Here is a 20,168-nt window from a genome sequence, read left to right on the forward strand (position 1 = left end):
AAATGAAAAATTACAGCGTCCTCTTCGCACTACTATTATCACTATTACCACAAATTACCAGGACTCAGATTCCGGATGTACAAAAGCCTGCAAATGTAAGCGAGAAACAGCTGGATTCCCTCTTTTCGGAATGGGATAACCCAGACAGGCCTGGAGTAGCCGTAGCGATTCAAAGTCAGGGAAAGTTGGTGTACCAAAAAGGATTTGGGATGGCCGATGTAAAAGGCAAGGTGCCCATAACACCGCAAACCAGGTTTCAATTGGCGGAGCTTTCCAGACATTTTACAGCCTTTGCCGTTTTGCTTTTGGAAAAAGAAGGCAAGCTAAGCCTGGAGGATACCCTGGACAAATATTTTCCGGAGAGTATTCCGCGGGCCGGAGAGGTAAGCTTGAATAACCTCTTGCAACAATCGCACGGATATTATGGCTACTGGCCGCTCAAGGCCCTGGCCGGCTGGGGAATGGAAGATGAGTTTACCCAGCAACATGCACTGCAGCTTCTAAAGAATCAAAAGGAATTGACCTTCAAACCCGGTACGGATTTCGCTCATACAGACACCGGCTTAATGATCCTCGCTGAGGTAATTTCCAAGGTATCCGGTAAATCGTACGCCGACTATATGACCGATGAAATATTCAAGCCTCTGGGGATGAAAAACACCCTGGTTAGGGATACCCTTTCGGAAGCTGTGGGCAACCTTGCTTTGCCATACCGTCAGCAAGGAGAATCGTATATCGAATCAAAGTTGAACCACGGCCCGTTTGGGGCATCGAATATCTATTCCTCCGTAGAAGACCTGATGATCTGGGAAGCTCATCTGTTAGAACCCAGAGTTGGCTCCAAAGCACTGATCGGCCGGCTTGAGGAAACCGTAAAAAATGCGGATAGCAGGCTTTTCAATACCCCCGCCGGCAAATACACCCTGGGGCAGCAATACATTCACAAGGAAAGGGGAATGCATGAAGTGTATTGTATGGGCAGTCTTGGCGGGTATACCAGCTCCATCTTTAAATTCAGGGATCACGAATTTGCGGTTGTAGTTTTAAGCAATAGCGGGGCACCCTACACGGGTTATCTGGGAATGCAATCCGCATATCTTTATTTGGAAGAGTTGTTTCCGGAGCCTGCTACGGTGGATTATGACAAGTTGAATGTCAAAAATCTCAATACCAAAAAGCTGCTGACTTACTGTGGGACATATTGGGACCAATCCATAGGGATTTCCAGGGAGATTGACCTGAAAAACGATACTTTAAGGTACGTCAGGACCAATGGATACGAATCTCCTTTGATCCCGTTGGGTAAGGACCGCTTTCAACTGGATACCGGTTTTGATGACCAGATCTACCTGGAATTCAAAAATGAAGATGGTAACCGATCAATGGACTATATAAGCGGAGAAGCCTACCCTATTTATTTTGAAAAATACGCAGCCGTAGCCCTGTCCACAAAGGATCTGGAAAAATATACCGGAGAGTATTATTCTGAGGTTACGGGTACCGTTTTCCGTATCACCACTGCCGATGGCGGGCTACAAATGTATCATCCTAAGATAGGAAAGGTAAACTTAAGTCCGATTAACAAAAAGATCTTTGACGCCGATCAGTGGTTCGCAGGAAGTGTGGAATTTCAAATTGACGAAAACGGGCAGGTTTTGGCGTTTAAGGTTGGAAACCAAGCGGTACAAAACCTGAGTTTTTCAAGAATAAATGCTTTACAAACAGCAAAGAAACCTTCCTGAAAAAGAAGATATGTGATTGTATCCGGGTTTAACTAGCTTACCTGTATCGAGTAAGCAAGGCCTGGCTATTTTGTTTTTGTAACTTTAGCTACGCTTAATCTAAATGCAAGTGTACCTGAGATCGCAGAACAAAATATTAGGTTTTCTATGGTTGCTTTTGCTGGCCCCGGTCTGCATTGTGGGCCAGAACCTGCTTCCACCTATAACCAACTACAGGACATTCGACTACGGTGCTGCGAGTAAGAACTGGAGTTTATCCGCAAGCGGTAATGGGGAGCTTTTTGGCGCGAACAACAAAGGGCTTTTACATTATAATGGGGAGGAATGGCAACTCTACCAACTGCCGAATAAGACGACCATTCGGTCGGTGGCTAGTATAGGCGATAGGATATACACCGGTTCCTATGAAGAGTTTGGATATTGGACAAGAACTGCTGAAGGTCCGCTTGAATATACTTCCCTAACGCATTTGATCAAAGATCACGAATTCACCAGTGAGGAGTTCTGGCAGATCCTTCCTTACAAGGATGTGATCATATTCAGGTCTTTCGCCGGCATCTATTTATATAAGGAAGACACCATCAAAGTTGTAAAACCTCCTTTCGTAATTACCAATATGACGGTTTTTCGGGACAGGGTATTTCTGGCAGGTGGTCATGAAGGTTTGTATTGGCTATCGGATAATGAACTTTTGACACACGGGAATCATCCTCTACTGGACCGAAAGGTGGTTGTGGATATGGACCTGGTGGGTGAAGAATTGTTGATCAGTACTAAATTAAACGGTTGCTATACACTTGGGGCTGATGATGAGCTATCCCCATATGAAACCAAAGTGAATGCTTCTCTAAAGCAACATCAGCTTAACCAGGCATTGCCCCTTGAAGACGGAAGAATAGCCTTTGGTACCATAAAAGGAGGCATCTATTTTTACGATCCTGCACAAGACAGTTTTAAAAGGCTAAACAGGCAACTGGGTTTGCAAAACAATACGGTGCTCTCCATGCTGCAATACGAAGACCAGCTATGGGTAGGCCTGGATAACGGTATAGACCGCTTGCAGTTGAACAATCCCCTTACCTACTATACGGATTATTCCGGGGCGGTGGGAACTGTTTACGATCTGGCCATTTATAACGAGGTGGCCTACCTCGGGAGCAATACAGGGGTCTACTATTTTGAAGAGGACCAGCTGAAATTTGTTGAAGGTACCCAGGGCCATGTTTGGGATCTGGAAGTGGTGGAAGGCGAACTTCTTTGCGGGCACAACACCGGGACATTTAAAATTGAAAAAGAACAGTTGAGCAGGGTATCTGATATTTCCGGGGGATATCAAATGATAAAAATTCCGGAAACAACCGCGGCTTTCCTTCAGGGAACCTATACCGGTATAGCCAAATATACCAAACAGGCTAACGGGGACTGGATGGTCAGGGCTGTACCCGGAATAAATTTTCCCGTCAAGTATCTCTGTTTTGAAAACCATAACACCTTATGGGTAGCACACCCATACAAAGGATTGTTCCGTGTTCATTTGAATGAAAACCGTGATGCGGTAGTGAAAAGTGAAGAGTTTCGGGATGATGCGATCCCGAATATCTATAACGTAAGGGTCTATAACATCAAAAATCAGATTGTACTGTTAAGCGAAGGAAAATGGTACAAGTACGACCCAATTCTGGGCAGTATAGAGCCCTTTCAGGAGTTTCAGGCTTACAACAATAAGAATCTGGTTCATTTTGATGACGAGCACTATTGGTTTATAGATAATAACGGTACCAGAGAGCTCATCTATACCGACCTCAAGGAAGAAAAGCTCATTCTTGATGATGCTCAACTCAAACGAAGACTGGCCGAGGAAGCGGAAAAGATCATACAATTAAATGACTCTGTTTATTATTTTACCCTTACCGACGGTTTCGGGAGGCTCAATCGATCACAATTCAAGGAATATCTGAACGCCCTTGAACTCCCCACCCCGGAATTGAACGCCTTTGCAGATACAGAAGGGCCACATGCCATTATTGAAAGGTCTTTTGCGGTACCTTATAAAAGATCCCGGGATCTTACCCTAAAATTTGCAGCCGCCAGCGTTGTGAGGCCCAGGTACTACTATAAACTGAGAGGTTCCATACAGGATTCGGCTTATATGGATACAGGAACCCTGAACTTTCAGAACCTACCTTTCGGGGATTACAGCCTGGAGGTTTCTACGGTGGGTATAGACAACGAACGTTCCGCTCCTGCGATGATCACTTTTGAAATTGATCCTCCCTGGTACCTGTCTAACTGGAGCGTACTCTGCTATTTTCTCGGCATTTTGGGTGTCTTCTTTTTGGTAAGGCACTACAACCGCCAGAAGCTGGAGAAAAGACACCTTAAATTAAAGGAAAAGCTCCACCGTGAGCAGGAAGAACACCTCGCCCGCCTTGAAAAGGAAAAACTTGCCAAAGAAGTAAAGTTAAAGCAAAAGGAACTGGCCAGTACCACCATGAATGTGGCCAAAAAGAATGAACTGATCCTGGAACTGAAGAACTTGCTTCTTATGAATAAGGACAAGTTTTCTAATCAGCAGCGCTACCGGGCATTCATCAAAAAGCTGAACAGTTCTATTAATGACGATGACGACTGGCAACGGTTCGAAGTAAACTTCAAGGAACTGCACGAAGACTTTTTTGAGATCCTTCTGGATCGATATCCCAGTCTTACACCAAAAGATCTGAAATTGAGTGCCTATTTGAAAATGAATCTGTCTTCCAAAGAGATCGCTCCCCTCATGGGAATTTCAACCCGAGGAGTAGAGATACATCGGTACAGACTGCGAAAAAAGCTGGCAATCGATGCTTCACAAAACATCTCAAACTTCTTAATCACCTTAAAATAAGCTAACAACCGGGCTTTTTACGACTACATCATTTCTACATCACTTTGTTAAAGTTTTTTTAGGATCTGATGTATTTACTACTGCAAAACCCGAGAAAGCAGGCATTCCAACCGGGCTGCTTGATGATGTATTTTTTATGTAATCCGATTTCCGCTTCCTGGCACAGCTGTTTAATAATTTAGTAAAAATCTAACTGAATTATTGAACATTTATGAAAATACAAAACAAATTATTGATAATCTGTTTTTTATTGTTCTCCTTTTTTGCACATGCACAACAGACTGTTAGCGTATCCGGTGTGGTTACCGATACTGATGGCACACCCCTGCCTGGTGCCAGTGTGGTGCTTAAGGGAACTTCAACAGGAACTCAAACGGATTTTGATGGGAACTATGTGTTGGGTAACCTCCCGGGAAACGGGACGTTGGTATTTAGTTATATCGGTTTTGCATCACAGGAAGTCGTAATTAATGGGCAAACGACTATCAATGTAGTACTCCAGGAAGACACCCAGGCACTGGATGAGGTGGTTGTTGTTGGTTATGGTGAATTGAAAGTAAAAGACCTGACATCAGCCATTACAACTGTAGATTCTGAGGTCTTGGATATCGCTCCCGTAGGTCAGGCTATGCAAGCCTTGCAGGGAAGAGTGGCAGGATTGCAAATTGTCAATAACGGTAGTCCGGGACAGTCGCCCACAGTGCGGGTAAGGGGTATTGGTTCTTACGATACCGACCTGAACGATGCAAGCGACCCCAGTTCTCCACTATTTGTGGTAGACGGGGCCTTCTTTGACGATATTGATTTTCTGAACCCGGCAGATATTGAGTCCATTTCTGTACTAAAAGATGCCTCGGCGGCTGCCATTTACGGAGTTCGGGCTGCCAACGGGGTGGTATTGATCGAGACAAAGTCAGGTAAATTCAACCAGAAAGCCCAGATCACCTATAATGGCTATTCGGGTTACCAGGTTGCGCAGAATGTACTAAAGGTGGCTAATGCGGAACAGTTTACAAGGATTGCGCTGGAATCAGGATCAGAACCGGATGCCCAGTTTATTCTCAATGCCATGCAACGCTACGGACGAAGTAGGATCAACCCGAATGTTCCGGATGTGAACACGGATTGGTACGATGAGATCATGCGCACTGCGATAATTCAAAATCACAGTATCAATGTTACCGGGGGAAGCGAAACCGCGACCTACGCTATTGGAGCAAACTACTTTGAACAGCAGGGTCTGCTCAAAATGAAAAATGAATACGAGCGTTTTAACCTCAGAAGCAAGCTAGACTTTAAAGTCAATGAATGGCTTACCCTGGGCGGGAATGTGGTATTGAGTAACGCCACCCGCTTTGATCCGGAAGACTCCGCCTGGAGGCTGGCCTATTTTGCGGTACCAATCCTCCCGGTTCTTGACCCCCTTTTGCTGGACGATCCAAATGTATTCCCGACCAATTATGCCAATGCTCAGGATCTGGGATACCGGGGAGGTCAAAACCCATTTCCCACCATGGATTTCAGCGAGAACCGGAATCGGATCCGCAACATCCTGGCAAACTTCTACGCGGAGATCAACCTGATCCCGGAAAAACTGGTATTCCGAACCGCGTATAACCATAATTTTGAAACGGTTGACCGAAGAGAGATCAGGCTTCCTTACTTTATCGGAAACAACTTCCAGCGCGAAGATGCCTCCATCCTCAAGCGCAATACCACAGTGTCTAACCAGATATGGGATAACACCCTGACCTATACGGACACCTTCGGCAAACACAACCTTACGGTACTCGGAGGGTCCTCTTTCCGGGATGAAGCTTTTGATCTGCTGCAAGCCAAAGGACTGAATTTCCCGCTTACCGGGGAAGAGGCCTACTTTATAGATTTGGCTGAAACTATAGTTGAAGAAGAAAATGGCAATCGGGTTACCAGGGATGACGGTAGAAGAGAATACGGGCTGTCTTTCTTTGGCCGGGTTTCCTATAATTTTGACAACCGCTACTTGCTTTACGGTACCTACAGGGCAGATGGGACCAATAAATACCAGGAAAAATGGGGTTACTTCCCCACTGTTGGTGCCGGTTGGGTTGTGACCGGGGAGTCTTTTATGGAGAACAACGGCATATTCGATTTTCTAAAACTACGTGCCAGTTGGGGCGAGCTGGGGAACGATAAGGTACCCTCCAGTGAGGGATCCATCACCTCCAATACAGTGACAACAGCCTTAGGGGATGTACTGTTTAGCGGGGTAAACACCAGTAGTGATTTTACCACCCTCAAATGGGAGGTGACTGAGGAGATCAACGGAGGGCTTTCTGCAAGAATGTTCAATAACAATCTGGCCATTGAAGCAGACTATTATGTAAGAAACACCAGGGATGCCGTGATTCCCGTAGAACGACCGTTGATCCCGGGGACTACAAGGCAGAACATTGGTGAGATCAGAAATACAGGGTTCGAACTGGCTCTGAACTGGAGCAAGCAGGTATCCGAAGATTTCAATTATACCATCGGCGCCAATGTTGCCACTTTGACCAATGAGGTCAGAGACCTTGGCGGACAGCCATTCCTCGATGCGGGAACAGCGGAATTCAGGCAACGTTCCATAGTCGGTGAATCTCTGTTCGCATTCTTTGGTCGGGAGGTGGCCGGAGTGTATCAGAACGATGCCGAGATCCAGGCAGATCCTGTAGCGGTAGCCAACGGACTGGAGCCAGGGGATTTTAAATATAGAGACATCAACGGAGATGGTGATATTACGGATGATGACCGTACGGTGCTCGGGTCTTTTCTGCCGTCCTACTCTTTTGGTTTCAACCTTGGGTTCAATTATAAGGCATGGGATTTCTCGGCCAGTGCCATTGGCCAGGGAGGAAACAAGATCCTCAACAGAAAACGGGGTGAGGTGATATTTACCAATGACACCAATGTAGATCGCGATTTTGCAATTAATCGGTGGCATGGGGAAGGGACTACAAATAGCTACCCTTCAGCGGCCGGCATCAGAAAAGGCTGGAACCAACGCCTGAGCGATTACTTCGTGGAGGACGGAGACTTCTTTAGGATACAGAATATTACTCTGGGATATACGATTAACCGTAACGGTACCCTTAATGGCATTCCGCAGACCAGAATTTACGTAACGGCTGAGAAACCGCTTACCGTTTTTGATTATAACGGATTTAATCCTGAGGTGGCCAACGGAGTGGATAATCAAACCTATCCCATTCCGGCAGTTTACACTATTGGGGTGAACATTAAAATCTGAAATTACTATGAAAAAGCTAAGGAAAACAAATTCATTGACCTATCTGGCGCTGCTACTGCTCGCCATTTGGGGATGCACGGACAAATTAGACGAACCAGAGCTAAACAACAACTTTGCCGGAGGAACGGATTTTACCAAGACAGAGGATATGCAGCTCTCTATCGTAGGAGTGTATGAGGCCTTTCAATCCCGCGGCTGGGAGCAACCTCTGCTCATCGCCGTTAGGGGTGACGATGTCAATGCAGGAGGGCTAGGAGATCAGCAGGACTTCGCTGAAACCGACATTTTTAATTATAACAAGGACTATTGGATGTATAATTCCCTTTGGGAGAACATCTATGTGGATATTATTTCCGCCCATACCGCTATGGAGCAGATCGCACGTTTCCAGGAGCTGGCGGATGATGAAGGTAAGGCCTTGGGGGATAGCTATATAGCGGAAGCCAAGGTGCTTCGGGCCATTATGCTCTTCCATATATCCCAGGTCTGGGGCGATGTATTTATCCCGGAAACCTCAGATACCGCTGTGTTATCCGATGTTGAGGTGGTACCTACCAAGGATGAGGTTATGCAACATATCTCAGACCAAATGGACGAGGCCATTCCGTTTCTGCTTGCGGTAAGGCCTAATGAACGCACAGACCTGCCCGGCGGGGTTACCCGCTATACCGCTCTGGCTATAAAGGCCCTGGCCAATCAGGAACTCAAGAATTACCAGGCAGTAGCCGATGCCACCGCAGAAATTATCAATTCAGGCGCTTTCAGCCTTTATCCTGATTATTATGAGCTATTCAAAACCCCGGGGAAACTCAGTGATGAAAGTATCCTGGATATGCAGTATTCCGATTTTGGACAGGGAGAGGGAGACCGGGAAGGACATCTCTATGCACCTTACGGACCGCAAAACTGGACCCCGGCGGTAGAAGGCGCCAGCAGCGGATGGGGTTTCTTTGAACCCAGTATGAAGTTTATAAAATTTATGCTGGACCGCGGTGAGACCGTACGCCTGGAGACAAGTGTGTTGTTCACAGATAGGGGAATAGCAGTACTGCAAGAGGATCCTGCCTATGCCACCTTACCTGGATTTGTATCAAATACCACTCGCGATGGAGATCTTATCAATGACTACGCCCGGGCGCTTTTCGCCAGTGGAAAACACTACCTGCCCTCCAATCAGCTTATCAGCGGAAGAACGGCCTATGGCAGTAATAAGAACTTCAACATAATCCGATATGCTGAGATCCTCTTAATGTATGCCGAAGCCTTGGCGCAGGGTGCTTCGGGTGGATCTATCAGCGCGGACCAGGCCGTTAACCTTGTTCGTACCCGTGCCGGGATGCCGCCGTTATCAGGGGTCACACTGGATCAGATTATTGATGAAAAATACGCGGAGCTTAGCATGGAATGGGGAAAACGCTATTTCGATATGCTGAGATTAGGTCGGTTTGATGAGTTGAGCTACGACGGCAGAACCTTTAGCGAAGATAAAAGCTTCCTGCCCTACCCTCAGACCCAGGTAGACCAATTCCCGATTTTAGGGGATTAATCAGGTACTAACTTCAACAGAATAAGATGAAAAAAGATAGACTCATGAAACAAAGTAGATACTTCCTGATCCTTTTCGCAGCCCTGCTTTTCGCTCTGGGATGTGATAACGGTATAGACTCCATAACTCAGGTAGATCCCGGGGCAGACGCTTCGGCGCCTCAGGTACAGATCAATTTTCCGCAGGAAGGGACCACTATCAAGGTGCTCGAGGCGGTGACCTCTATCACTATTGATTTTGAAGTAACGGACGATATTGAAGTGGCTTCTGTAGCCGTGACCCTGGACGGAAAGAATATTGGTAGCTTTAGCGGTTTTAAGGATTATCGCAGGGTTTTGGTTGATGACCTTGTCTACGATAAACTTGACGATGGCGCTCATGTTCTGAGCGTATCGGCAACGGATCTCGATGGCAAGAACACTACCTCAACAGTGAACTTTGCCAAAGAACCCGCTTATGTTCCCATTTACATTGGAGAAACGTTTTATATGCCTTTTGACGGGGATTATTTTGACCTTGTTGGCCTGAGAGCCGCTGACGAAACTGGTTCCCCTGGATTTGCCGGAGAGGGATTCGTAGGATTAAATGCCTATGCAGGCGCGGCGGATTCCTATCTTTCCTTTGCAACAGATGGGATTTTGCAAGACGAGTTCACAGCGGTATTTTGGTATAAGGTAAATGCCGATCCGGACCGGGCCGGCGTACTGGTGATCGGCCCGCCGGATGAAGCCAATCCGGATTCACAGAACAATCGTACCAGCGGTTTCCGTTTTTTCCGCGAAAATGCCGGAGGAAATCAACGCTTTAAATTGAATGTGGGAAGGGGCGATGGCGACTCCTGGTTTGACGGAGGTGCGGCCGCCGATATTTCCACGGATGCCGGGTGGACCCATATGGCATTTTCCATTTCAGGTACTCAGGCTACCGTTTATATCAATGGGGAGATCGTGAGTCAGGGCGACTTGCCAGGCGGTGTAGACTGGACCGGATGTGACATTCTTTCGATCATGTCTGGGGCTCCCAGATTTACCGGCTGGAATCACAGGTCTGATCACAGCTATATGGATGAGTTAAGACTCTTTAACCGTGCACTTCCACAATCTGAAATACAAGGTATTATGACTTCCGAGGCTGGAGGTTTTGTTGGTACTTTTGACGGGGAGATGTTCTATATGCCTTTTGATGGAGATAACAAGGATCTGTTCAAAGACCTGGAAGCAACCGTAGTCGGCACCACTGGCTTTGCAGGTGAAAGCGTAGCAGGGACCGATGCTTTTGCTGGAGGTGCGGATTCTTACCTTACTTATCCGACAAACGGTCTGACAACGGACGAATTCAGTGCCACCTTCTGGTATAAGGTAAATGCCGAACCCGGAAGAGGTGGTATTTTAGTGATGGGCCCCGAGGATACTGAAAGGCCGGAGTTTCCGGATATTCAGAATCTTAGGACCAGTGGTTTCAGATTCTTCAGGGAAGGAGATGCCACTCGCCAGGTATTCAAACTGAATGTAGGCCGCGGCGATGGAGATGCCTGGTTTGACGGAGGGGATGTGGCCGCGTTAGACCCGACTACCGCAGGGTGGGTTCATATGGCCTTTACCATTTCAGGTACGGATGCGGCTGTGTACTTTGATGGCGAAGTGGTGGCTCAGGGCACTCTGGATGGAGGAGTGGATTGGACAGGATGTGACCTGCTTTCCATTGGTTCCGGTGCTCCGAGATTTACCCAATGGAACCACTTGTCCGACCTCAGTTTTATCGATGAATTGAGATTGTACAACAAGGCCCTGACCCAGCAGGAAATTCAGAATATCAGAAATGCCGATCTTTAAAAAATTAGAGTTAGTTAGTTTTATTCTATGAGGTTAGTTTTAATCTACGTGGCTGTTGCATCCTTAATAGTTGGGTGCAATGGCCACAAATCTTCTAAAAAGGAAGTCTCGCAGAACACTTCCGAATCGCAGTCCGAATGGTCGGATTCTGCTTTAATGGACAGCCTTCAAAAACACACTTTTGATTATTTCTGGACAGCAGCGGAACCAGTTTCCGGTTTGGCCCGGGAACGGCTGCACATGGACAACGAATATCCACATCACCCCAAAGATGTGATCACCACCGGTGGCTCCGGCTTCGGTTTAATGGCCATTATTGTAGGGGTGGAACGTGGTTTTATCAATCGCGCCCAGGCCCTGGATCGCTTTGAAAGGGTATTGAACTTTTTGGAGCAAGCCGATCGTTTTCACGGCGCATGGCCCCATTGGTTAAACCCCAATGGCAAAACCTACCCCTTCAGCAAAAAAGATGATGGGGGAGATCTAGTAGAAACAGCTTTTCTGGTTCAGGGGCTTTTGACCGTAAAAGAATATATGGAACCCTCGGTTCCGAGAGAACAGGCCATAGCGGATCGTATTCAAAAATTATGGGAAGAGGTTGAATGGGATTGGTATACCAAAAATGGGGAAGAGGTATTGTACTGGCACTGGTCCCCCAACTATGGTTGGGAAATGAACTTTCCGGTTGGTGGCTATAACGAATGTCTTATCATGTATGTGCTGGCCGCGGCCTCTCCCACTAACAGTATTTCAAAAGCGGTTTATGAAAATGGCTGGGCCAGAAGCGGGGCGATCAGCAAGGATACTATATTCTATGACTTGAATACTGAATTAGACCATTATGAACACGATGATGCTCCCGTTGGACCTTTGTTCTGGGCGCATTATTCTTATCTGGGCCTTAACCCAAAGGGTTTAAAAGATCAGTATGCGGATTATTGGAAGCTCAATACAAACCATGCGAAAATTCATTATAAGTATGCTTTGGATAATCCGGAAGGACACAAGGGCTATGGAGAAAACTGCTGGGGGCTAACTTCCAGCTACAGCATGAAAGGCTATGCAGCCCACCGTCCATTGGATGATCCCGGGGTTATCTCACCCACTGCTGCACTTTCCTCTATGCCCTATACACCGGAGGAAAGCCTTAGATTTCTGAGGTATATGTATAAAGAACAAGACTCTCTAATAGGTGAATACGGCCCCTACGATGCCTTTAGCTTACAGCACAATTGGTACCTTCCCCGTTACCTGGCAATAGACCAGGGTCCAATACCCGTGATGGTGGAGAATTATCGGACGGGTCTTTTATGGGATATCTTTATGAAAAACAAAGATGTGCAAAACGGGCTGAAAAAGCTTGGGTTTAGCAGTACCTATTTAGAGAAAAATGAGTAAAGTTAATGCGTTGTGGCTTTTGCTGTTAACGGCATATCTGTGTTCCTGTTCCGGAGATGATTACACCTATCAACCCATAGTCTTTCCCGATGACGCGGAAGAACCTGGGAACGAGGAACCGGCAATTGAAGACGGGGAGTTGCTGGATCTCGTTCAACAACAGACCTTTAAGTACTTTTGGGATTTTGCAGAGGACAAGTCCGGGGCGGCAAAGGAACGCTATCATCCCCAAAACCCCACCTTGGACCAAAATACCGTTGCTACCGGAGGTTCAGGTTTCGGTCTTATGGCCATTATTGTGGCTATGGAAAGGAACTTCATCAGTAGGCAAGACGGCCTGGCAAGACTGGATAAGATCCTGACTTTTTTCGAGTCTGCAGAGCGGTTTCACGGCGCATGGCCCCATTGGATCAATGGAGAAACGGGAGATGTAATCCCATTCAGTCCGCAGGACAACGGCGGCGACCTTGTAGAAACAGCATTCCTGGCTCAGGGCCTGATCTGCGTTTATGAATATCTCAAGAACGGTAGTACAGAGGAAAAAGACCTTGCGGAAAAGGCGGATTTGCTTTGGAAGGGTATAGAATGGGATTGGTACACCCAGAATCAAGATACACTATACTGGCATTGGAGTCCGGATTTCAATTTCAACATAAATCTTCAGTTAAAGGGGTATAACGAGGTATTGATAACCTATGTGTTGGCGGCTGCATCGCCAGATTATGGGATAGCAAAAGAAGTCTATACCCAGGGATGGGCCTCGGATGGGGGGATAAGATCCACCACAGAAACCTATGGCTTTCCGCTTTTGTTGAGCCATGCAGGCTCTCCGGAATACGGCGGACCGCTTTTTTGGGCGCATTATTCCTACCTGGGTTTAAACCCCAATGGGCTAAGGGATGAATATGCTGACTACTGGCGTGTTAACGTAAATCATACCCTCATCAACTACAATTACTGCCTGGAAAATCCAGGGAACTTCAAGGATTATGGAACGGATTGCTGGGGACTCACCGCAAGCTATACCCGGACAGCGGATGGCGGAATCGGTTATTCTGCTCACAAACCGGGAAATGATACCGGAGTGGTATCACCCACAGCTGCAATTAGTTCCATTCCCTACAGTCCGGAAGAATCCCTTAAAGCCATGCATTACTTCTATCGAAACAGGGAACGTCTTTTAGGCCCGGCTGGTTTCTACGATGCCTTTAGTCCTGAATACGATTTTTGGGTTGCCGATGCTTATTTGGCTATCGATCAAGGTCCTCAGATCATCATGATAGAAAACTACAGAACAGGATTACTCTGGGATCTTTTTATGCAAAACGAAGCCGTTCAATCCGGGCTGGACAAATTGGGCTTTACGTATCCGTGAATAAACGGAATACAGTATTTTAGTGCTCAGACCATGATTCCAAAAGATTGAAACCAAGTATGAGATTTTGTTCCAACCTTAACTTTTGCCTTTTAATACTGCTATTCCTCTCAATAAATATGAGTTATGGACAGCGGCGATATCTGGAAACCGTTTTTACCGAAACCCAGCTGCTTACTTTAAACTATGCAGATACGCTAAAATTGGATTTTTACAGCCCTAAAAAAGATACGGCCATACGGAGGCCTTTAATTCTCCTCGTCCACGGTGGCGGATTCGCCATAGGTACAAGGGACAACGAGCTGGAGCGCGGTTTTTGTGAAGCTATGGCAGGAAAGGGGTATACGGTGGCTTCTATAAGTTACCGCCTGACTCGCAAAGGCAAGTCCTTTGGTTGTGATTGCCCGGCCAATGAAAAGATCCAGACCTTTCAAGCGGCCACTGAAGATATTCTAAAGGCTACAAAATACCTGACTGACCGGGCAACAGAACTTGGTTTTGACAAGGAGAAAATAATACTGGCAGGAAGTAGTGCAGGAGCCGAGGCAGTACTGAATACAGCCTTTATGAGATATCATCAGGATTTCAGATCCCTGCCCTACCCGGATATTAAATTCGCCGGAGTGGTTTCTTTTGCGGGAGCTGTGGTGGACGCGGGTTACCTCCAGTCCGAAAATGCCGTTCCCGCATTGATGTTTCACGGAGAAAAAGACAATCTGGTACCCTATGGCCAGGCTCCTCATCATTACTGTGATACGGATGCCACCGGATATCTCATCCTGGATGGCTCAGAAGCCATTGCAGAAAAGCTGAAAGAACTGAATTGCAGCTATCAACTGATGTACGACCCGGATGGAAATCACGACTGGGCCAATCTGGCCTATAGCTATACCGATGTCATAGCAGAATTCATTCAAAGGACGATCCTTGAAAATCAACTGATTCAATCCAGAATAAAACTACAACCTAAAAACCCATGAACACCAGAAGACTTTTCGGTTTATTGAGTTTGTCTGTACTAATACTGTCCTGTAAGCAGGAAGCACAGACGGAGAAGAAGCCGGACACTCCACCGAATATCGTTTTTATAATGTCTGATGACCACGCGGTCCAGGCCATAAGCGCCTACGGGCATCCTATCAGCCATTTGGCACCTACACCCAATATAGATCGTATTGCTAAGAACGGAGTACTCTTCCAGAACAGTTTTTGCACCAATTCTATTTGCGGTCCCAGCCGTGCGGTAATACTCACTGGAAAGCACAGCCATATCAATGGTTTCAGGATGAATGGTGAGCGATTTGACGGCAGTCAGCCAACGCTTCCAAAGTACCTCAGACAAAAGGGCTACAAAACGGCCATAGTGGGGAAATGGCACCTTCACGGAGCTCCTACAGGATTTGACTACTGGGATATCATTGAAGGACAGGGACACTATTATAACCCCAAATTTATTAAGGAAGGAGACAGTAGCATTATCAACGGTTATGCAACCGATATCATTACAGATAAAGGACTTTCATGGTTAAAAACCCAGGCAGATTCCGGCCAGCCCTTCTTTTTGATGTTACATCACAAAGCCCCACACCGAAACTGGATGCCGGCCCTCAGGCACGCCAACCAATACGATTCCATAAATTTCCCGCTTCCGGACACCTATTTTGCAGAACACCAGGGCCAACAGGCTGCCAGGGAACAACAGCAAACGATCTACGAGGATATGTACGCCGGTTATGACCTGAAACTGACTGAAAAATTGGGTTCTCCGGAGATTGGCTATAATCCCTGGCCTTCAAATTTTGAGAGGATGACCGAAGCTCAGAGGCAGGAATGGGATAAAGCATATCAGGCAAAAAACGATGCCTACCACAAGGCCAAACTTAAAGGGGAGGATCTGGATAGATGGCTGGGCCAGCGATATCTTCAGGACTATCTGGCCAGCATATCTGCGGTAGATGAGGGTGTTGGTCAAATATTGGACTATCTGGAAACAGCAGGTCTTGACCAAAATACCCTGGTGGTCTATACCTCGGATCAGGGATTCTATTTGGGGGAGAAAGGATGGTTTGACAAGCGCTTTATGTATGAGGAATCCCTTAAAATGCCCTTGCTGATGCAACTACCTGGGGTCATTCAACCGGGGAGCCAGATCACTGCACTTGTGCAAAACCTGGACTTTGCCCAGACCTTTTTGGATTTTGCAGGAGGACAAGAGCTAACCTCAGAAATGCAGGGACAGTCATTCAGGAAACTATTGGAAGGTACGGAGACTGCCGATGATTTCAGGGAACTGGTCTACTACCATTATTACGACTATCCGGCCTTCCACATGGTAAAAAAGCACTATGGAATTAGGACAAAGCGCTATAAACTAATGCATTTTTATGACGATATAGACAGCTGGGAATTTTACGATTTGGAGAAAGACCCGCAAGAGTTGTACAACGCTATTGAGGATGAGCAGTACAAGGAAGTTGTCTTAAATATGCGTTCCAGGTTGGATAGTGTCCAGGAACATTACAAAGTAACGCCAAAGGAATTTGAGCAGGCACCTAGGGAATTAGTTAATAAAGCCTTCAAGGATTTCGAAAGATTAAAAGGACCCGGATTGAAATGAAACACCTAAAACCGGTATGCGCTTTCTTGATGATGGCATTGTTCGGTCTTGTACTTAATGGACAGACCATAAAGACAATGACCTATAATATTCGCTATGACAATCCCAAGGATGGCCCAAGTAGCTGGGATAACCGAAAGGATGTTCTGATCTCACAACTCAAGTTCCATGCTCCGGATGTCTTTGGAACCCAGGAAGCACTGGCCCATCAACTGCAAGACATAAAATCCGGTCTGGGTGGATACCAGTATACCGGAAAAGGAAGAGACGATGGGGAGTCTGCAGGAGAGTTTTCAGCGATATTCTACAACACCGAAAAGCTTGAACTGCTAAAAGGTGAGACTTTCTGGCTTTCGGAAACCCCGGAAAGCCCTTCCAAAGGGTGGGATGCCGCCCTGAACAGGGTATGCACCTATGGCCTGTTCCGGACCAAAAAAGACCAAAAAAAATTCTATGTGTTCAACACTCATTTTGATCATATAGGGGAAGAGGCCCGTAGCCAAAGTGTTTACCTTATTCTTAAGAAAATAGATGAGATCAATAAGGAAGATCTGCCTGTTGTGGTTATGGGTGATCTAAACCTTGAACCAGATCATCCGGCCATCCAACACCTTGCTTCAAAGATGAAAGACACGCATCAACTGGCAAAAGAGTTTTCCTTTGGCCCTGAAGGCACTTTCAGTGGCTTTGAAGTTGACGGAACAGTGAGCAGGCGTATCGACTACATCTTTATATCGCAACAGGGGTTTGAATTGATGCGATATGCCATTTTAAGCCATACCCAAAATGGCAGGTACCCCTCGGACCACCTTCCGGTTTATGCCGAATTGAGTTTTGAGAGGTGAAAATAAAGCGGGTGCTTATCGGAACAATATCATTATAGCCCCAAGGGCGGTTAACACCAGGATCATTTTGCGATAGAATCCTTCTTTGATCACCCCAACCAAACGCACCCCCACAAACAACCCCAAAATTACTCCGGGTAAAAGCTTTAAATTGATCCAGAGGCTTTCCAGACTTATGGTCTCCCAGACAAAGAAGTGGAACGGGAGTTTTAGGACGTTAATAATGAGGAACAGCCAGGCAGCCGTTCCGATAAATTCGTTTTTAGGCAGTCGCTTCGCCAGAAAATAAACATTGGAAAAGGCCCCCGCCAGGTTTCCAATCATGGTGGTTATGCCTGCCATTAGTCCCATAAAGCTGGCAAAAGCCCAATGTGTAGGAACCGTTTTGGTCTTGCGTAAATCCCACCAGGCCATCATAAAAACGGTAGTAAGAATAATTACTACCATACAGACCTTAAAGGTTTTTTCGGGCAGGTCCCTGCCAATCAGAACACCGATAAGCAGTCCCAGGACCATCCACGGTAAAAACTTTAGAATGTAGTTCCAACGCGTATGTCGGTTGTAATAGAATACTGCGAACAGATCTCCCACCACCAACATGGGAACGATAAGTCCGGTAGATTCTCTGGCACCAAAAGCCAAGGCCATTAAGGTGACAATGATAACCGCGATCCCCTTGATCCCGGATTTTGAAATTCCCAATACAAAAGAGGCTACAAATGCGATCACCCAGGAAGTTACAGAGATATCCGGGTTGCTGAATAAGGGCATGATTGGTTTTTAGGAATGGGAAACAAAGGTATTTCAAAAAAATATATCTTTATGGCTCGACCAAGACCAAACTATGGAACTCAGTACACTAGACTACTCCTTTATCATTGTCTTTTTCTCAATCGTTTTAGGAATCGGGATCTATGTCTCAAAAAAATCGGGTAAGAGCTCTTCCGAATTCTTTCTATCCGGCAGAACCATGCCCTGGTGGCTTTTGGGGCTCTCCATGGTGGCCACTACTTTTTCTACGGATACGCCTAACCTGGTAACGGACCTGGTGCGTACCACTGGAGTATCCGGAAACTGGGGATGGTGGTGCTTTTTGCTTACCGGAATGCTGACGGTCTTCGTTTACGCCAAGCTGTGGCGAAAATCTAACCTGAACACAGACCTGGAGTTCTATGAAATACGGTACGGCGGAAAAGCGGCTAGTTTTTTGCGGAAGTTCCGTGCGGTTTATCTGGGGATATTCTTCAACGTTATTACCATGTCTGCTGTGACTTTGGCAGCCATCAAAATAGGAGGTATTATGTTGGGGCTGGAACCTTGGGAAACAGTGATAAGCGCTGGTCTGATTACGGTTATCTTTAGTGCGCTGGGAGGATTTAAAGGTGTTGTTTATACAGATTTTCTATTGTTTTTCGTAGCGATGGCAGGAGCCATTGGTGCGGCCTTTTACCTGGTAAATATCCCGGAGGTAGGCGGGATGCAGGCGATACTGGAAAGTGAACACGTTAGGGATAAGTTGAACATTTTACCCAATTTCAGCGATAAAAAGGCGGTTATCACTATTCTGATCATCCCCCTGGCGGTACAGTGGTGGAGTTCCTGGTATCCTGGTGGCGAACCAGGGGGCGGGGGTTATATCGCCCAACGAATGCTGGCTGCCAAGAACGAGAACCACGCCATAGGCGCGACCTTTTTCTTTAATATCATGCATTACGCATTAAGGCCCTGGCCGTGGATACTGGTAGCCCTGGCATCCCTGGTTGTCTTCCCCGATGTAGCAAGTATATCAGCTGCATTTCCCAATGTTCCGGCAGATAAGTTGGGTCATGACCTGGCCTATTCCGCCATGTTGACCAAATTGCCCAGTGGTCTGCTCGGAGTAGTGCTGGCCTCTTTGATTGCCGCATATATGAGTACCATATCTACCCAGCTCAACTGGGGATCTTCTTATATCGTTTACGACTTTTACAAACAGCAGATCAATCCGAATGCCACAGAAAAACAAATGGTGGCCGTGGGTAGATTGTCTACCGTGGTTCTGATGGTCCTGAGCGCGTTTCTGGCCCTGGCCATGCAAAACGCTATGGGAGTGTTCAATCTGCTGCTCTCCTTCGGGGCCGGAACAGGTTTGATATTTATTCTTCGATGGTTCTGGTGGCGGATTAATGCATGGAGCGAGATTTCAGCCATGTTCTCCTCTGGAATACTGGCTATTTTATTGGAGACCACCTCCCTGAAACCCTTTTTATTTGACCCGGAAACCGGACTAATGCCGGATTGGGCTGAACTGCCATTCATAATGGTATTTACCTCCGTGGTTTGGTTGGCAGCGACTTTCCTGACCCAACCTGAAACCAAAGAGGTGCTCAGAAGCTTTTACCAGAAGATCCAACCTGGTGGTCCGGGATGGAATAAGGTGGTAGATGAGGCCAGGGCAGAACAAGTAGAAATTGTTAACAGCCAGGAAAAATGGAGTGTGCCGTCCGGGATCACAGCGATGCTTTTGGGTGTTGCGCTTATTTATTCCCTCTTGTTCGCAACGGGCTATTGGATCTATGGAAGAACTACTGCAGCTTTCATCCTAACTGCGGTGGCCATAGTTTCAGGAATACTATTGATACGAGCATGGAACAGGATGAAGGATAATCTTTTGTAATCAGA

At 46.6% G+C, this 20,168-nt stretch carries 12 protein-coding genes; 11 read left to right on the forward strand and 1 reads right to left on the reverse strand.

Annotated elements, in window-relative coordinates; all coding sequences use genetic code 11:
• Positions 1–2 precede the first annotated feature (2 nt).
• The 10 genes from GTQ38_RS10395 (at position 3) to GTQ38_RS10440 (ending at position 17,507) form a co-directional block, all read left to right on the forward strand.
• A complete protein-coding gene (locus tag GTQ38_RS10395) occupies positions 3–1,742 on the forward strand; it encodes a serine hydrolase domain-containing protein (protein ID WP_161435460.1) in 1,740 nt (579 codons plus the stop codon).
• A 103-nt stretch (positions 1,743–1,845) separates the two neighbouring features.
• Positions 1,846–4,626, forward strand: coding sequence for a Two component regulator three Y domain-containing protein (locus tag GTQ38_RS10400; RefSeq protein WP_238857900.1), 2,781 nt, complete (start codon positions 1,846–1,848; stop codon positions 4,624–4,626).
• 232 nt (positions 4,627–4,858) lie between these two features.
• Positions 4,859–7,894, forward strand: coding sequence for a SusC/RagA family TonB-linked outer membrane protein (locus tag GTQ38_RS10405; RefSeq protein WP_317169066.1), 3,036 nt, complete (start codon positions 4,859–4,861; stop codon positions 7,892–7,894).
• Between the two features lie 7 nt (positions 7,895–7,901).
• A complete protein-coding gene (locus GTQ38_RS10410) occupies positions 7,902–9,440 on the forward strand; it encodes a RagB/SusD family nutrient uptake outer membrane protein (protein ID WP_161435462.1) in 1,539 nt (512 codons plus the stop codon).
• A gap of 44 nt (positions 9,441–9,484) precedes the next feature.
• Positions 9,485–11,272 (forward strand): LamG-like jellyroll fold domain-containing protein, encoded by a 1,788-nt coding sequence (locus tag GTQ38_RS10415; protein WP_161435463.1) that lies wholly within the window; start codon positions 9,485–9,487, stop codon positions 11,270–11,272.
• Positions 11,273–11,299: 27 nt separating this feature from the next.
• Entirely contained in the window at positions 11,300–12,670 is a 1,371-nt protein-coding gene (locus GTQ38_RS10420) for a glucoamylase family protein (protein ID WP_161435464.1), read from the forward strand.
• Complete coding sequence (locus GTQ38_RS10425) at positions 12,663–14,045, forward strand: glucoamylase family protein (protein ID WP_161435465.1); 1,383 nt, start codon at positions 12,663–12,665, stop codon at positions 14,043–14,045. Before GTQ38_RS10420 ends, GTQ38_RS10425 begins: the two co-directional genes overlap by 8 nt.
• Before the next feature lie 119 nt (positions 14,046–14,164).
• The gene (locus GTQ38_RS10430) at positions 14,165–15,025 is read left to right on the forward strand and encodes an alpha/beta hydrolase (RefSeq protein WP_238857901.1); all 861 of its coding nucleotides are present in this window, start codon (positions 14,165–14,167) and stop codon (positions 15,023–15,025) included.
• Complete coding sequence (locus GTQ38_RS10435; RefSeq protein ID WP_161435467.1) at positions 15,022–16,662, forward strand: sulfatase family protein; 1,641 nt, start codon at positions 15,022–15,024, stop codon at positions 16,660–16,662. The genes GTQ38_RS10430 and GTQ38_RS10435 overlap by 4 nt, the downstream gene beginning before the upstream one ends.
• Positions 16,659–17,507 (forward strand): endonuclease/exonuclease/phosphatase family protein, encoded by an 849-nt coding sequence (locus tag GTQ38_RS10440; RefSeq protein ID WP_161435468.1) that lies wholly within the window; start codon positions 16,659–16,661, stop codon positions 17,505–17,507. Before GTQ38_RS10435 ends, GTQ38_RS10440 begins: the two co-directional genes overlap by 4 nt.
• Before the next feature lie 15 nt (positions 17,508–17,522).
• On the opposite strand, the gene GTQ38_RS10445 is transcribed toward GTQ38_RS10440, so the two are convergent.
• Positions 17,523–18,278, reverse strand: a complete 756-nt coding sequence (locus tag GTQ38_RS10445; RefSeq protein WP_161435469.1) for a sulfite exporter TauE/SafE family protein — start codon at positions 18,276–18,278, stop codon at positions 17,523–17,525.
• Between the two features lie 73 nt (positions 18,279–18,351).
• On the opposite strand from GTQ38_RS10445, the gene GTQ38_RS10450 reads away from it, so the two are divergent.
• Entirely contained in the window at positions 18,352–20,163 is a 1,812-nt protein-coding gene (locus tag GTQ38_RS10450) for a sodium:solute symporter family protein (RefSeq protein ID WP_161435470.1), read from the forward strand.
• Positions 20,164–20,168: the final 5 nt, after the last annotated feature.

Origin of the sequence: Poritiphilus flavus (assembly GCF_009901585.1) — a bacterium.
Lineage (GTDB): Bacteria > Bacteroidota > Bacteroidia > Flavobacteriales > Flavobacteriaceae > Poritiphilus > Poritiphilus flavus.

What these genes read in the sequence shown, in the direction of transcription:
- GTQ38_RS10395 (WP_161435460.1), top strand. Translation starts at nt 3, where the DNA reads ATGAAAAATTACAGCGTCCTCTTCGCACTACTATTATCACTATTACCA.
- GTQ38_RS10400 (WP_238857900.1), top strand. Translation starts at nt 1,846, where the DNA reads ATGCAAGTGTACCTGAGATCGCAGAACAAAATATTAGGTTTTCTATGG.
- GTQ38_RS10410 (WP_161435462.1), top strand. Translation starts at nt 7,902, where the DNA reads ATGAAAAAGCTAAGGAAAACAAATTCATTGACCTATCTGGCGCTGCTA.
- GTQ38_RS10415 (WP_161435463.1), top strand. Translation starts at nt 9,485, where the DNA reads ATGAAACAAAGTAGATACTTCCTGATCCTTTTCGCAGCCCTGCTTTTC.
- GTQ38_RS10420 (WP_161435464.1), top strand. Translation starts at nt 11,300, where the DNA reads ATGAGGTTAGTTTTAATCTACGTGGCTGTTGCATCCTTAATAGTTGGG.
- GTQ38_RS10425 (WP_161435465.1), top strand. Translation starts at nt 12,663, where the DNA reads ATGAGTAAAGTTAATGCGTTGTGGCTTTTGCTGTTAACGGCATATCTG.
- GTQ38_RS10430 (WP_238857901.1), top strand. Translation starts at nt 14,165, where the DNA reads ATGAGTTATGGACAGCGGCGATATCTGGAAACCGTTTTTACCGAAACC.
- GTQ38_RS10435 (WP_161435467.1), top strand. Translation starts at nt 15,022, where the DNA reads ATGAACACCAGAAGACTTTTCGGTTTATTGAGTTTGTCTGTACTAATA.
- GTQ38_RS10440 (WP_161435468.1), top strand. Translation starts at nt 16,659, where the DNA reads ATGAAACACCTAAAACCGGTATGCGCTTTCTTGATGATGGCATTGTTC.
- GTQ38_RS10445 (WP_161435469.1), bottom strand. Translation starts at nt 18,278, where the DNA reads ATGCCCTTATTCAGCAACCCGGATATCTCTGTAACTTCCTGGGTGATC.
- GTQ38_RS10450 (WP_161435470.1), top strand. Translation starts at nt 18,352, where the DNA reads ATGGAACTCAGTACACTAGACTACTCCTTTATCATTGTCTTTTTCTCA.